Raw genomic sequence first — 13809 nt, 5'->3', positions numbered from 1 at the left:
GGGCTGCCGGGGCCCCGGCTCACCGGCCTCGGCGGCGGCCTCTTCTGCGCGCTGGCGATGTATCTGCTCGGCTGGCTGGACCTGCTGCTGTTCGACGCGTCCCTGACCGGGTACGGCGTGCTGTTCCTGCCCGTCTGCGTGCTGACCGCGCTGTGGGTGCGCGGCGGCGATCTGCTGACCGCGCCGGTGGTCGTGCCGATCGCCTTCGGCGTGGGGCTCTTCCCGCTCACCGACGGAGGCGCGGGCCTGCTCGCCCGGCTGATGGGGCTGTTCACCGGCCTCGCCACCCAGGCGGCCTGGCTCTACGGCGGCACGCTGATCGCCGGGGTGATCGTGCTCGTACGACGGGTGCGGTGGGTACGGGAGCGGCGGCGCCGGGCCGCCACCGACCCCGGGGCGACGCCGGGCCGGAACTCCCGCTGACCACCGGCCCGGCGCCGGAATACCTACCGCACCCCTACTGCTCCGACTGCGCCGCCCGCATCGCCGCGCCCACGATCCCCGCGTTGTTCTGCAGCTGGGCCGGGACGATCTCGGCCTTGATGCCCTTGATGTGCGGGAGGAACTTCTCGGCCTTGCGGCTGACGCCGCCGCCGATGATGAACAGGTTGGGCGAGAAGAGCATCTCCAGGTGGGCCAGGTACTTCTGCACCCGCCGCGCCCAGTGCTCCCAGCTCAGCTCGCCGTCTTCCTTGGCCTTGCTGGACGCCTTCTTCTCGGCGTCGTGGCCGTTCAGCTCCAGGTGGCCCAGCTCTGTGTTGGCGACCAGCACGCCGTCGCTGAAGACCGCGCTGCCGATGCCGGTGCCGAAGGTGAGGACGATGACCGTGCCCGTACGGCCGCGTCCGGCGCCGAACTTCATCTCGGCCAGGCCCGCCGCGTCCGCGTCGTTGACCAGGGTCACCGGGAGCCCGCCCAGCCGCTCGCTGAACAGGGCGCGGGCGTCGGTGTCGATCCAGCTCTTGTCGACGTTGGCCGCCGTCAGGACCGTCGCGCCGTCCGCGATCACTCCGGGGAAGGTCAGCCCGACCGGGCCCGTCCACCCGAAGTGGTCGATCACCTGCTTCACGCCGTCGGCGACGCCCTCGGGGGTCGCCGGGTGCGGGGTGAGCACCTTGCAGCGCTCCTGGGCGAGATCGCCCTTGTCCAGGTCCACCGGGGCACCCTTGATCCCGGAACCGCCGATGTCCACGCCGAAGATCTGCATGGCAACACGTTACGACGTACGACTGACGGTCACGCTCCGGGCATCCCCATCGGCGTACGGGGCTCCCCGCACGCCGATGACCGTCACACCCCGGGGACCGTCACACCCCGGGGACCGTCACGCCTCGGACGCCCCGCTGCCCCCGCGCTCCGCCATCAGCGTCGCCGCCTCGTCGCGCAGGTCGCGGCGCAGTTCCTTGGGGAGGGAGAAGGTGATGGACTCCTCGGCCGCCTTGACCAGCTCCACGTCGCCGTAGCCGCGCGCGGACAGCCACTCCAGGACCTCTTCGACGAGGACCTCGGGGACGGAGGCGCCGGAGGTGACGCCGACCGTGGTGACGCCCTCCAGCCACGTCTCGTCGATCTCGCTCGCGAAGTCCACGAGGTACGCCTCGCGGGAACCGGCGAGCTTGGCGACCTCGACGAGCCGCACGGAGTTGGAGGAGTTGCGCGAGCCGACCACGATGACCAGCTCGGCCTCGGCACCCATCTGCTTCACGGCGAGCTGACGGTTCTGCGTGGCGTAGCAGATGTCGTCGCTCGGCGGGGAGACCAGGCCCGGGAACTTGGCCTTCAGGGCGTCGACGGTCTCCATGGTCTCGTCGACGGAGAGCGTGGTCTGGGAGAGCCAGACGACCTTGGACGGGTCGCGGATCTCGACCTTGGCGACGTCCTCGGGGCCGTCGACGAGCTGGATGTGCTCGGGGGCCTCGCCGGAGGTGCCGATGACCTCCTCGTGGCCCTCGTGGCCGATCAGGAGGATGTCGTAGTCGTCCTTGGCGTAGCGGACGGCCTCCTTGTGGACCTTGGTGACCAGGGGGCAGGTGGCGTCGATGGTGGCCAGACGCCCGCGCTGGGCCTCCTCGTGCACGGTGGGGGCGACGCCGTGGGCGGAGAACATGACGATGTTGCCCGGCGGCACCTCCTCCGTCTGCTCGACGAAGATCGCGCCCTTCTTCTCCAGGGTCTGGACGACGTACTTGTTGTGGACGATCTCGTGGCGGACGTAGATCGGGGCCCCGTACTGTTCGAGGGCCTTCTCGACGGCGATCACGGCGCGGTCCACACCGGCGCAGTAGCCCCGGGGGGCGGCGAGCAGGACACGGCGGCCAGGCGAAGCGGTCATGCGTCCCATCGTAAGGCCGGGCCCGGGGCCCCGTAGATCCCCCCAGGGGGGTGTTCGGCGGACAGCTCCTTTGTCGGTGGCGGCCGTTACGCTCGCCGCATGGCTGTGAACACGTCCCCCGAAGCCCCGCTGCCCGTCGGTGACGTCTCCCGGCTCATCGGCGGCTGGATCGACCGGCTCGGCGCGGTGTGGGTCGAGGGGCAGATCACGCAGTTGTCGCGGCGGCCGGGGGCCGGGGTGGTCTTCCTGACCCTGCGCGACCCCTCGCACGACATCTCGGTGAGCGTGACGTGCTACCGCCAGGTGTTCGACGCGGTCGCGGACGTGGTCGGTGAGGGTGCGCGGGTCGTGGTCCTTGCCAAGCCGGAGTGGTACGCCCCGCGCGGGCAGCTCTCGCTGCGCGCCGCCGAGATACGGCCCGTCGGCGTGGGCGAGCTGCTGGCCCGTCTTGAGCGGCTGAAGAAGTCGCTGGCGGCCGAGGGGCTGTTCGCGGCCGACCGGAAGAAGCCGCTGCCGTTCCTGCCCCAGCTGATCGGGCTGGTCTGCGGGCGGGCCTCGGCGGCGGAGCGGGACGTGCTGGAGAACGCCCGGCACCGCTGGCCCGCCGTCCGCTTCGAGGTGCGCAATGTCGCGGTGCAGGGGGTGCACGCGGTGCCGCAGGTCGTGGGGGCGGTCAAGGAGCTGGACGCGATGGACGAGGTGGACGTCATCGTCGTGGCCCGCGGCGGCGGCAGCGTGGAGGATCTGCTGCCGTTCTCCGACGAGGAGCTGGTGCGGGCGGTGTCCGCGTGCCGTACGCCGGTCGTCTCCGCCATCGGGCACGAGCCGGACAGTCCGCTGCTCGACCTGGTGGCCGATCTGCGGGCCTCCACGCCGACCGACGCGGCCAAGAAGGTCGTACCGGACGTGGGCGAGGAGTTCGAGCGGGTGCGGATGCTGCGCGACCGGGGGCGACGCTGTGTGCGCGCGGTCCTGGAGCGCGAGGAGCGGGGTCTCGCGCACGCGCTGGCCCGGCCCGCCATGGAGCGGCCGCACCGGATGCTGGACGAGCGGTCGGCGCAGGTGGACGCCCTGCTGGAGCGCGGCCGCCGTACCCTCGGCCACCTCCTGGACCGCGCCGACTCCGAGCTGACCCACACGCACGCGCGTGTGGTGGCCCTCTCCCCCGCCGCCACGCTCCGCCGGGGGTACGCGGTGCTCCAGAAGGCGGACGGCCACGTGGTGCGCGCGCCGGACGAGGTGACGGACGGCGAGGCGCTGCGGGCGCGGGTCGCGGGGGGCGAGTTCGCGGTGCGGGTGAATGCCGGTGGGGATACCGGTGGGGATGTCGGTGGCGATGCTTAGGGTGGGCGGATGACCAGCAAGGTGGACGAGGCGCTGTCGTACGAGCAGGCGCGGGACGAGTTGATCGACGTCGTACGGCGCCTGGAGGCGGGCGGTACGACGCTGGAGGAGTCGCTGGCGCTGTGGGAGCGCGGCGAGGAGCTGGCCAAGGTGTGCCGCCGCTGGCTGGAGGGGGCGCGGGCGCGGCTGGACGCGGCGCTGGCGGAGGAGGCGGAGGCCGAGGGGGACGAGTAGCGGGCCGCGCGCTTCACGGGGCGCGCACCCTTCGTTAAAGCTTTAACTTCTCTCGCGTAGGGTCGTCCCGTTCAGTCGGCCCGGCACCTCGGGCCGGACGCGTATCCGAGGAAGTCACGCATGTCTCTCGTTCTCGACCCGGCCGCCCAGGACCTGCTGTTCCGCGAGGCCCGCACCGCGAACACCTTCACCGACGAGCCGGTGACCGACGAGCAGGTCCGGGCGATCTACGACCTGGTCAAGTTCGGCCCGACCGCCTTCAACCAGACCCCGCTGCGCATCACCCTGGTCCGCTCCCCCGAGGCCCGCGAGCGCCTGGTGGCCCTCATGGCCGACGGCAACAAGTCCAAGACGGCCACCGCGCCGCTGGTCGCGATCCTGTCGGCGGACAACGAGTTCCACGAGGAGCTGCCGGCCCTGTTCCCGGCGTTCCCGCAGGCCAAGGACCTGTTCTTCGCCGAGCGCCCGGTGCGTGAGCGCTCCGCCGCGATGAACGCCGCGCTCCAGGCCGCCTACTTCCTCGTCGGTATCCGCGCGGCCGGCCTGGCGGCGGGCCCGATGACCGGCTTCGACTTCGAGGGCGTCCGCAAGGAGTTCCTGGACGACGACCACACGCCGCTGATGGTCGTGAACATCGGCCACCCGGGCCCGGACGCCTGGTACCCGCGCTCGCCGCGCCTGGCGTACGACGACGTCGTCACCACCGTCTGAGCGGTCGTACCGCGCGTCGCACGACGAAGGGGCCCCGGATTCCGTCCGGGGCCCCTTTTCGTTCGTACTACTTCTTTTCGTTCGTACTACTTCGCGGTCTTCATCTCCAGCGCGGCCGCCATCGTGGCCAACCGGTCGAAGGACGCGGTGCCCGCGACCACAGTCGTGGAGCCGGGGGTGTCCTCCAGGACCAGGCCGTCGTAGCGGCCTCCGGTGTACCGGGTCCAGGTGCGGCCGTCGATGCGCTCGGTCTCCTTGGTCGCCTTGGCGCCCTGGGTCGCCTGGTCGATGAAGTCGGCGCGCTTGCCCGCGGACTGCTCCACCTGCACGTACTGGCCGCCGGGCGCCTGGAAGCCGAGGTGCCAGCGGTCGGAATCGTCGCCCTGGAAGCGTACGGAGGTCGCTTTCCAGGTACTCGGGAGCCCCACGGGGGCGGCCAACGGGTAGCTCGCCGCACGGCGCGCACCGGCCGTCTCCACCGTGTAGTCGACCCGCTTGAGGTCGGGAGCGTGATCGTCGTGCGGGACGAAGACGTAGACGACCGCCGCCGCGAGACCGATGAGGACCAAGGAAAGGATCATGTCCTTGGCCGTCTTCTGCTTGCCGTTCGTTCCTGCCACGTGCCCTATGGTCGCAGGTACCCCCGCGCGCTCATCCGTGGGGCCCCCTGCTCATTTTGTCGGCCTGGCGTTAGAGTCGGGAATCGAACCCTCATCCGGCCGTCGTCGTATCAGAAAGGTGCGCTCCGATGACCGAGCATCATCTGCCGTCCGAACTCGATGTCCCCTCCGAAGCTCCCGACCGCAACCTCGCCCTGGAACTGGTCCGCGTGACCGAAGCCGCCGCGATGGCCGCGGGCCGCTGGGTCGGGAGGGACGACAAGAACGGCGCCGACGGGGCCGCGGTACGTGCCATGCGGACCCTCGTCTCCACCGTCTCGATGAACGGCGTCGTCGTCATCGGCGAGGGCGAGAAGGACGAAGCGCCCATGCTGTTCAACGGGGAACGGGTGGGTGACGGCACCGGGCCCGAGGTCGACATCGCCGTCGACCCGATCGACGGGACCAGGCTGACCGCCAAGGGCATGCCGAACGCGATCGCGGTGCTGGCCGCCGCCGAGCGCGGCGCCATGTTCGACCCGTCCGCCGTGTTCTACATGGACAAGCTGGTCACCGGCCCCGAGGCCGCCGACTTCGTGGACATCAACGCGCCCGTGGCGGTCAACATCCGCCGGGTCGCCAAAGCCAAGGGGTGCGCGCCCGAGGACGTCACCGTCGTCGTGCTCGACCGGCCCCGTCACGAGGAGCTGGTCAGGGAGATCCGGGAGACCGGTGCGCGGATCAAGCTGATCACCGACGGCGACGTCGCGGGCTCGATCCTGGCGCTGCGCGAGGGCACGGGCATCGATCTGCTGCTCGGCATCGGAGGCACCCCCGAGGGGATCATCTCTGCCTGCGCGGTCAAGTGTCTCGGCGGGACCATCCAGGGCAAGCTGTGGCCCAAGGACGAGGCCGAGCGGGAGCGGGCGATCGCCGCCGGTCACGATCTGGACCGGGTGCTCACCACCGAGGATCTCGTCAACGGGGAGAACGTGTTCTTCGTGGCGACCGGGATCACGGACGGGGAGTTGCTGCGGGGGGTGCGGTACCGGTCGGAGACGGCCACCACCGACTCGATCGTGATGCGGTCCAAGTCGGGGACGGTGCGGAGGATCGACTCCGAGCATCGGCTGAGCAAGCTGCGGGCTTACAGCGCGGTCGATTTCGATCGGGCGAAGTAGCGCCTACCGGGGAGGGGGCGGGGTTCGGTCGCGAGTGCCGGTCGCGTTGTGGCTGGTCGCGCAGTTCCCCGCGCCCCTAAAGGCAAAAAACCTTGACCCCTCAGCCCGCTATGCGGGGTGCCGTTGCCTTCTTCAACTCCACCTCGCGGCGCCTCCGGCGGGCCAGGACCACGCGGCGTTCGGCCGCCGTCAGGCCGCCCCAGACGCCGTAGGGCTCGGGCTGGAGGAGGGCGTGTTCGCGGCATTCGACCATGACCGGGCAGCGGGCGCAGACGCGCTTGGCGGCCTCCTCGCGGGAGAGCCGGGCGGCGGTCGGTTCCTTCGACGGGGCGAAGAACAGGGTGGCCTCGTCACGCCGGCACACCGCCTCGGTGTGCCAGGGCGCGTCCTGGTCCCTGTCCCGCTTCGGTGACCGCTGGGCCGGGACGGCGGCGACCTGCAGGGACGAACGCGGCGGTTGCAGCACGGTCTACTCCTGACGACGGCTTCGCGAGCGAGAGACGATGCAGCAAGCCCTACCCGCTGTGCGCGCGCCTATGCACTGCGTCCCCAACCCCGGGCGCGCGGCGGCCTGTTCGCACCCCCTCGCGCCCGGGTGCCGGTGTGCGACATGCCCGCGGACCGCACCGGAATTCGCGACCGTCAACGGTCCAGGTGTTTGCGCAGCTTGTGGTCGACCTTGTCCTGGACCCGGTCGAGGATGTCCGCCACGAAGCGGCCGCGCTTGGGCCTGGCCTCGACGTTGCCCATGACGGCCCACCCGTCCACGTAGATCACGGGAGCCTGGGAGTCGGTCGAGTCGCGGGTGCTGACCTCGAAGTTGCCCATCACACCGCCGCCGGTGCCGCGCAGCGACACGTTCTCCGGGACGCGGATCTGGACGTCCCCGAAGACCGAGATCGCCTTGATCACCACCTGCTGGTACTCGAAGACGGCCTCGCTGAGGTCGATCTCGACGCTGCCGAAGACCGCGAACGCGTGCAACCGGCGCCCGGCGCGCCAGCGGCCCCGGCGCACGGCGCTGCTGAAGACGGCGACCACACTGGCGTCGGCGTCGGCCGGGACCGCGCCGGGTATCGGGCGGGCCGGGGCGGCGGCCGGGGCGGGCCGCTCGTGGCCGGCCGGGAGGTCCTGGATGTAGACGTCCAGCTCGCCGACCGTCTTGCTGTGCAGCACCCCCTCGACGCGCTCGGCGTGCTCCTCGGCGGTCAGCCGGCCCTCGGCCAGGGCCTCGCGGAGGATGTCGGTGACGCGGTCGCGGTCGGCGTCGGAGGCGCGCAGCTCGGGCAGGCGCGCCTCCGTGCCCGGGGTCTGGGCGTGCTTCTGAAGGTCCACGACGGCAGAGTACCCAAACGCGATAGATCGCGACTAGGGGGTGTGGATAAGTCGCGCACTCGCCGCGCACTCCCGGCGTGTCGCAACTGAGCCTTACCTCACAAGAGCCCGCCCCGAAAGGGGTTCTACGCTGGACAGGCCCGCCAGCGTCGGCGGGACCGTCCGTCGAGTGAGGAATGGGCTGAGATGCCTGAGTTCGCGTACACCGATCTGCTCCCCCAGGGAGAGGACACCACCCCGTACCGGCTGGTGACCTCCGAGGGCGTGTCCACCGTCGAGGGGCCGGACGGGCGGACGTTCCTCACGGTGGAGCCGGAGGCGCTGCGCAAGCTGGCCGAAGAGGCGATCCACGACATCCAGCACTATCTGCGCCCGGCCCACCTCGCCCAGCTCCGCCGGATCATCGACGACCCCGAGGCGTCCGGCAACGACAAGTTCGTCGCCCTCGACCTGCTCAAGAACGCGAACATCGCGGCGGCGGGCGTGCTGCCCATGTGCCAGGACACCGGCACCGCGATCGTCATGGGCAAGCGCGGCCAGAACGTGCTGACCGAGGGCCGCGACGAGGAGGCGCTGAGCCGCGGCATCTACGACGCGTACCTGAACCTCAACCTGCGCTACTCGCAGATGGCTCCGCTCACCATGTGGGAGGAGAAGAACACCGGCTCCAACCTCCCCGCGCAGATCGAGCTGTACGCCACCGACGGCGGCGCCTACAAGTTCCTCTTCATGGCCAAGGGCGGCGGCTCCGCCAACAAGTCGTTCCTCTACCAGGAGACGAAGGCCGTCCTGAACGAGGCCTCCATGATGAAGTTCCTGGAGGAGAAGATCCGTTCGCTGGGTACGGCCGCCTGCCCGCCGTACCACCTGGCGATCGTGGTCGGCGGTACGTCCGCCGAGTTCGCCCTGAAGACCGCCAAGTACGCCTCCGCGCACTACCTGGACGAGATCCCGGCCGAGGGCTCGGAGCTGGGCCACGGCTTCCGGGACAAGGAGCTGGAGGAGAAGGTCTTCGAGCTGACGCAGAAGATCGGCATCGGCGCGCAGTTCGGCGGCAAGTACTTCTGCCACGACGTGCGCGTGGTACGTCTCCCGCGCCACGGCGCGTCCTGCCCGGTCGCCATCGCGGTCTCCTGCTCGGCGGACCGCCAGGCCGTCGCGAAGATCACCGCCGAGGGTGTGTTCCTGGAGCAGCTGGAGACGGACCCGGCGCGGTTCCTGCCGGAGACGACGGACGCCGAGCTCAACAGCGGCTCCGCCGCGGGCCTGGAGGCCGACGGTGACGTCGTCAAGATCGACCTCAACCAGCCGATGGACACGATCCTCGCCGAGCTGACCAAGTACCCGGTCAAGACGCGGCTTTCCCTCACCGGTCCGCTGGTCGTGGCCCGCGACATCGCGCACGCCAAGATCAAGGAACGCCTTGACGCGGGCGAGGAGATGCCGCAGTACCTGAAGGACCACCCGGTGTACTACGCGGGTCCGGCCAAGACCCCCGAGGGGTACGCCTCCGGTTCCTTCGGTCCGACCACCGCCGGGCGCATGGACTCCTACGTCGAGCAGTTCCAGGCGGCGGGCGGCTCCAAGGTGATGCTGGCCAAGGGCAACCGCAGCAAGCAGGTCACCGACGCGTGCGACGCGCACGGCGGCTTCTACCTGGGCTCCATCGGCGGCCCGGCCGCCCGTCTCGCCCAGGACTGCATCAAGAAGGTCGAGGTCGTCGAGTACGAGGAGCTCGGCATGGAGGCGGTCTGGAAGATCGAGGTCGAGGACTTCCCGGCGTTCATCGTCGTGGACGACAAGGGCAACGACTTCTTCCAGGACCCGGCGCCCGCGCCGACGTTCACCAGCATTCCGGTGCGGGGACCTGGGCTCGGCTGAGGAACTCCCTGAGCGACAACACCCTGGGGGCCGACCGACGTTGGCCCCCAGGCCCGTTCTAGGGTGCGGGCATGACTTCCCCCGCATACCTCTCCGGGCTCTTCTCCCTCGAAAGCCGCGTCGCCGTCGTGACCGGAGGGAGTTCCGGGATCGGGCGGGGGATCGCCGAGGCGCTGGCGCGGGCCGGGGCGTCGGTGGTCATCGTCGCGCGGGGCAAGGAGGCGCTGGAGGCGACGGCCGCGCAGCTCACCGCGCTCGGCTGCCGGGCGGCCTGGGTGAGCGCCGATCTCGGCAGCCGTGAGGGGGTGCGGGCGGCGGCCGACGAGGTCGTGAAGGAGTTCGGCGAGCCCGACATCCTCGTCAACTGCGCCGGGATCAACCTCCGTCCCCCGATGAGCGAGCTGACCGAACACGACTGGGACCTCACCCTGGCCGTGAACCTCCAGGCGCCCCACCTGCTCAGCCGGCGCTTCGCACCCGGCATGGCCGAGCGGGGCTTCGGCCGGATCATCCACATCAGCTCCCAGCAGGCGCACCGCGCGTTCGCCCACTCCGGGGCGTACGGCGTGTCCAAGGGCGCGCTGGAGTCGCTCGCGCGCTCGCAGGCCGAGGAGTGGTCGCCGTACGGCGTCACCTGCAACACCCTGGTGCCGGGCTTCGTGATGACACCGCTCAACGCGCGGCTGTCGTCCGACCCGGAGACCGTACGGGCCCTGGCGGCGCGCACGCTCGTCGGGCGCAACGGGCTGGCCGAGGACTTCGCGGGCGCGGCCGTGTTCCTGGCGAGCCGGGCCTCCGCGTACGTCACCGGTCAGGCGCTGTTCGTGGACGGCGGGTTCTCGGTGCACTGAGCCCCGTTCGGGTCAGGGCAGGAACATCCCGCCGCCCCCGTTCGCTGTACCTGACATGAGTCACGACTACCGCATCGAACACGACTCCATGGGCGACATCCGCGTCCCCGCCCACGCCAAGTGGCGCGCGCAGACCCAGCGTGCCGTCGAGAACTTCCCGGTGTCCGGGCAGCGGCTGGAGCGGGCGCACATCGAGGCGCTGGCCAGGATCAAGGGGGCGGCGGCGAAGGTGAACGCGGGGCTCGGGGTGCTGGAGCCCGAGGTCGCGGAGGCGATCCAGGAGGCCGCCGGAGAGGTGGCCGAGGGGAAGTGGGACGAGCAGTTCCCCGTGGACGTGTTCCAGACCGGCTCGGGCACGTCGTCCAACATGAACGCCAACGAGGTGATCGCGACCCTCGCGAGCGAGCGGCTGGGCCGGGACGTGCACCCGAACGACCACGTCAACGCCTCGCAGTCGTCCAACGACGTGTTCCCGTCCTCGATCCACATCGCCGCCACCGCCGCCGTCACCCGCGATCTGATCCCGGCGCTGGAACACCTGGCCGACGCCCTCACCCGCAAGGCGGAGGAGTTCACCGACGTGGTGAAGTCGGGGCGCACACACCTGATGGACGCGACCCCCGTGACCCTGGGTCAGGAGTTCGGCGGATACGCGGCACAGGTGCGGTACGGCGTCGAGCGCCTGCGTGCCTCGCTGCCCCGGCTGGCCGAGCTGCCGCTCGGCGGGACGGCCGTAGGGACCGGGATCAACACGCCTCCCGGGTTCTCCGCCGCCGTCATCGAGGAGGTCGCGCGGGCCACCGGGCTGCCGCTCACCGAGGCACGCGACCACTTCGAGGCACAGGGGGCGCGCGACGGGATCGTGGAGACCAGCGGCCAGTTGCGGACCATCGCGGTCGGACTGACGAAGATCGCCAACGATCTGCGCTGGATGGCGTCGGGGCCGCGGACGGGGCTGGCGGAGATCCGGCTGCCCGATCTCCAGCCCGGCTCCTCGATCATGCCGGGCAAGGTCAACCCGGTCGTCCCGGAGGCCGTGCTGATGGTCGCGGCGCAGGTCGTCGGCAACGACGCGACGATCGCCATGGCCGGTGCGGCGGGGAACTTCGAGCTGAACGTGATGCTCCCGGTGCTGGCCAAGAACGTGCTGGAGTCGGTGCGGCTCCTGGCCAACGTCTCCCGGCTGCTCGCGGACCGCACGATCGACGGCATCACCGCCGACCGTGAACGGGCCCGCGAGTACGCCGAGTCGTCGCCCTCGGTCGTCACCCCGCTGAACAAGTACCTGGGTTACGAGGAGGCCGCGCGGATCGCCAAGCGGTCGCTCACGGAGCGGAGGACGATCCGGGAAGTCGTCCTGGAGGGCGGCTATCTGGAGCGCGGGGAGCTGACGCGGGAACAGCTCGACGAGGCGCTGGATGTCCTGCGGATGACACACCCGTAACGGACGTCCGCCGATTTCCGCCACCGGCGCCCGACCGTGGCGGACGCCACGGCATCGGGTGCCCATGGCACCTAATATCTCTCCATGGCGGACGACGAAGCGGTGAGACGAGCGGAAACGGACACGACGACGTACTGGGCCGCGGGCACCCCGATCCTGTGGCGGTACCGGGAGAACGCCGGTGACGGCTTTCACATCGCCCGGCCCGTCACGGTCGTCCGGGACGACGCCGACCTGCTCGCGGTGTGGCTGGCGCCCGGCACCGAGTGCGTCAAACCCGTGCTGGCCGACGGCACCCCGGTCCATCTGGAGCCGCTGGAGTCCCGCTACACCAAGCCGCGCGGGGTGCGGCGGGACCGCTGGTTCGGCACCGGCGTGCTGAAGCTGGCGCGGCCCGGCGAGCCCTGGTCGGTGTGGCTGTTCTGGGATCCGGGCTGGCGGTTCAAGAACTGGTACGTCAACCTGGAGGAGCCGCTGGCCCGCTGGACGGGCGGCGTCGACTCCGAGGACCACTTCCTGGACATCTCGGTGAACCCGGACCGCAGTTGGCACTGGCGCGACGAGGACGAGTTCGCGCAGGCGCAGCGCGACGGCCTGATGGACGCGGAGACCGCCGAGCGGGTGCGGGAGGCGAGCCGGCGGGCGGTCGAGGGCATCCGGGCCTGGGGAGCGCCGTACGCGGACGGCTGGCAGCACTGGCGCCCCGACCCCGCCTGGGCGGTACCGTCGCTGCCGGAGGACTGGGACCGTACGCCCGCGCACGTGTCCTCATGAGACCCTTGATGCGCCCCCGGACCACAAACGTAGGATCGTCCTCCGCAAGGGCATCGAGTAGCAACTACCGGAACACACGCCGGGCTTGACCATATGTCACCGAGGGGCGGCAGGACGTGAGCGAGGGGTACGAGAGCGGCGGCACCGTCCGGGCGAGGTACGCCCCGTGCGGCGGAACCACCCCTGACCACGCGGGAAATCCGTTCCCGGGGCACGTATTGCGGGTATCGGCATGTCGGCGGCACCACACGCGCGCCTGGCGCGCGGCCCCGGACGGACGGATTCGACACGCGTGACGGAGCAGCCCACTTCCTCCTTCGAACGCCCCCAGCCGGGCGTGGACCCCGCGGACTCCCGCGGGGCGCTGCTGCGTACCCAGCCGCCACTCGGCGCGCCGGGCTTACCGGCACAGTCCCGGGCGGACGGCCAGTCGTCCGCCCCGGGCACCGAGCCGCGCCGAAAGCGCGGCGGCGGCAAGGGAAACAAGGGGAAGGAGCCCCCAGTCAACGGCCCCGAGCACTCCCAGCCGGCCACCACCGAGCAGGGCACCCACCGCCCCCGGCCCGCGCCGGAGGGCATTCCGGCACAGCCGGGCGCCGAGCAGGACCGGACGCCGGGCAGCCGTGAGCGCCGTACCGGACGCGGTCTGCCGCCGGGCCGCCCGATGCCCATGCGGCGCGACGGGGACCGGCTCAGGTTCGTGGGCGCGGCGACCCGGCGGATCGCGCGCGGCCTCGATCTCGACGAGATCGTGATGGGGCTGTGCCGGGCCACGGTGCCGACGTTCTCGGACGCGATCCTGGTCTATCTGCGCGACCCGCTGCCCGTCGGCGACGAGCGGCCCACCGGTCCGGTGGTGCTGCGGCTGCGGCGCAGCGACCGCGTCCCGGACGAGCGGGACACCGAGGCACTGCTGCCCGCGCCGTACCCCGACCCGGACGGCGAGTCCCCGGGGCTCGCCGCGCTCTCCGGGCCCGCGGCGCTGACCGCCGAGCTGTGCGAGGTGCGCCCCGGCGGCGCGCTGAACGAGGTGCTGCGCGGGGTACGTCCGGTGTTCGCGGACACGCCCGCCGCGCGCGCCGCGCTGCCCGAGCTGCTCGGCGAGGAGGGCGAGGCGCTCGTG

14 protein-coding genes and 1 pseudogene are annotated in these 13809 nt (G+C 71.3%); 10 read left to right on the top strand and 5 right to left on the bottom strand.

What is annotated here, in order from left to right:
- A partial coding sequence (locus tag GTW40_RS01185; protein WP_161178263.1) for a DUF6542 domain-containing protein occupies nucleotides 1–423 on the top strand: 423 nt, incomplete at its 5' end.
- A gap of 34 nt (nucleotides 424–457) precedes the next feature.
- On the opposite strand, the gene GTW40_RS01180 is transcribed toward GTW40_RS01185, so the two are convergent.
- The gene (locus GTW40_RS01180) at nucleotides 458–1207 is read right to left on the bottom strand and encodes an ROK family protein (RefSeq protein ID WP_161178262.1); all 750 of its coding nucleotides are present in this window, start codon (nucleotides 1205–1207) and stop codon (nucleotides 458–460) included.
- Between the two features lie 117 nt (nucleotides 1208–1324).
- Nucleotides 1325–2341: a 4-hydroxy-3-methylbut-2-enyl diphosphate reductase gene (locus GTW40_RS01175; RefSeq protein ID WP_202485204.1), complete on the bottom strand. Its 1017-nt coding sequence runs from the start codon at nucleotides 2339–2341 to the stop codon at nucleotides 1325–1327.
- A 90-nt stretch (nucleotides 2342–2431) separates the two neighbouring features.
- On the opposite strand from GTW40_RS01175, the gene xseA reads away from it, so the two are divergent.
- The 3 genes from xseA (at nucleotide 2432) to GTW40_RS01160 (ending at nucleotide 4621) form a co-directional block, all read left to right on the top strand.
- Nucleotides 2432–3676, top strand: coding sequence for an exodeoxyribonuclease VII large subunit (xseA, locus tag GTW40_RS01170; RefSeq protein WP_161178260.1), 1245 nt, complete (start codon nucleotides 2432–2434; stop codon nucleotides 3674–3676).
- Nucleotides 3677–3685: 9 nt separating this feature from the next.
- Nucleotides 3686–3910, top strand: a complete 225-nt coding sequence (locus tag GTW40_RS01165) for an exodeoxyribonuclease VII small subunit (protein ID WP_161178259.1) — start codon at nucleotides 3686–3688, stop codon at nucleotides 3908–3910.
- A 120-nt stretch (nucleotides 3911–4030) separates the two neighbouring features.
- Nucleotides 4031–4621 (top strand): malonic semialdehyde reductase, encoded by a 591-nt coding sequence (locus GTW40_RS01160; protein ID WP_161178258.1) that lies wholly within the window; start codon nucleotides 4031–4033, stop codon nucleotides 4619–4621.
- A gap of 86 nt (nucleotides 4622–4707) precedes the next feature.
- Here the strand turns inward: GTW40_RS01160 and GTW40_RS01155 are convergent, their stop codons facing one another.
- Nucleotides 4708–5241, bottom strand: coding sequence for a DUF4245 domain-containing protein (locus GTW40_RS01155; RefSeq protein WP_161178257.1), 534 nt, complete (start codon nucleotides 5239–5241; stop codon nucleotides 4708–4710).
- A gap of 128 nt (nucleotides 5242–5369) precedes the next feature.
- Between GTW40_RS01155 and glpX the strand changes: the two genes are divergently transcribed.
- Complete coding sequence (gene glpX / locus GTW40_RS01150; RefSeq protein WP_161178256.1) at nucleotides 5370–6401, top strand: class II fructose-bisphosphatase; 1032 nt, start codon at nucleotides 5370–5372, stop codon at nucleotides 6399–6401.
- 100 nt (nucleotides 6402–6501) lie between these two features.
- Here glpX and GTW40_RS01145 read toward each other — a convergent pair whose 3' ends face one another.
- Nucleotides 6502–6867 carry a WhiB family transcriptional regulator gene (locus GTW40_RS01145; protein ID WP_161178255.1) on the bottom strand — a complete coding sequence of 122 codons (366 nt, stop codon included), beginning with the start codon at nucleotides 6865–6867 and terminating at the stop codon, nucleotides 6502–6504.
- 176 nt (nucleotides 6868–7043) lie between these two features.
- Nucleotides 7044–7736, bottom strand: coding sequence for a DUF1707 domain-containing protein (locus GTW40_RS01140; RefSeq protein ID WP_343245588.1), 693 nt, complete (start codon nucleotides 7734–7736; stop codon nucleotides 7044–7046).
- Between the two features lie 186 nt (nucleotides 7737–7922).
- Between GTW40_RS01140 and GTW40_RS01135 the strand changes: the two genes are divergently transcribed.
- From GTW40_RS01135 to GTW40_RS01115, 5 genes and pseudogenes are all read left to right on the top strand, one after another.
- Nucleotides 7923–9617: a fumarate hydratase gene (locus GTW40_RS01135; RefSeq protein ID WP_161178254.1), complete on the top strand. Its 1695-nt coding sequence runs from the start codon at nucleotides 7923–7925 to the stop codon at nucleotides 9615–9617.
- 71 nt (nucleotides 9618–9688) lie between these two features.
- On the top strand, nucleotides 9689–10468 hold the full coding sequence (locus tag GTW40_RS01130) for an SDR family oxidoreductase (RefSeq protein ID WP_161178253.1): 780 nt from the start codon (nucleotides 9689–9691) through the stop codon (nucleotides 10466–10468).
- Nucleotides 10469–10523: 55 nt separating this feature from the next.
- Complete coding sequence (locus tag GTW40_RS01125) at nucleotides 10524–11912, top strand: class II fumarate hydratase (protein WP_161178252.1); 1389 nt, start codon at nucleotides 10524–10526, stop codon at nucleotides 11910–11912.
- A gap of 84 nt (nucleotides 11913–11996) precedes the next feature.
- Complete coding sequence (locus GTW40_RS01120; protein WP_161178251.1) at nucleotides 11997–12686, top strand: DUF402 domain-containing protein; 690 nt, start codon at nucleotides 11997–11999, stop codon at nucleotides 12684–12686.
- A gap of 292 nt (nucleotides 12687–12978) precedes the next feature.
- A pseudogene (locus GTW40_RS01115) lies at nucleotides 12979–13809 on the top strand (serine/threonine protein phosphatase); the annotation flags it as partial.

The organism is Streptomyces sp. SID4985 (assembly GCF_009863025.1).
In the GTDB taxonomy this organism is placed as follows: domain Bacteria; phylum Actinomycetota; class Actinomycetes; order Streptomycetales; family Streptomycetaceae; genus Streptomyces.
The sequence above is the reverse complement of the archived record's forward strand: the minus strand, read 5'-3'. Positions and strand labels throughout refer to the sequence as shown.

Coding starts and splice junctions, on each gene's coding strand:
- GTW40_RS01175 (WP_202485204.1), bottom strand. CDS start 2,341: ATGGGACGCATGACCGCTTCGCCTGGCCGCCGTGTCCTGCTCGCCGCC.
- glpX (WP_161178256.1), top strand. CDS start 5,370: ATGACCGAGCATCATCTGCCGTCCGAACTCGATGTCCCCTCCGAAGCT.
- GTW40_RS01130 (WP_161178253.1), top strand. CDS start 9,689: ATGACTTCCCCCGCATACCTCTCCGGGCTCTTCTCCCTCGAAAGCCGC.
- GTW40_RS01120 (WP_161178251.1), top strand. CDS start 11,997: ATGGCGGACGACGAAGCGGTGAGACGAGCGGAAACGGACACGACGACG.
- GTW40_RS01165 (WP_161178259.1), top strand. CDS start 3,686: ATGACCAGCAAGGTGGACGAGGCGCTGTCGTACGAGCAGGCGCGGGAC.
- GTW40_RS01125 (WP_161178252.1), top strand. CDS start 10,524: ATGAGTCACGACTACCGCATCGAACACGACTCCATGGGCGACATCCGC.
- GTW40_RS01135 (WP_161178254.1), top strand. CDS start 7,923: ATGCCTGAGTTCGCGTACACCGATCTGCTCCCCCAGGGAGAGGACACC.
- GTW40_RS01180 (WP_161178262.1), bottom strand. CDS start 1,207: ATGCAGATCTTCGGCGTGGACATCGGCGGTTCCGGGATCAAGGGTGCC.
- xseA (WP_161178260.1), top strand. CDS start 2,432: ATGGCTGTGAACACGTCCCCCGAAGCCCCGCTGCCCGTCGGTGACGTC.
- GTW40_RS01160 (WP_161178258.1), top strand. CDS start 4,031: ATGTCTCTCGTTCTCGACCCGGCCGCCCAGGACCTGCTGTTCCGCGAG.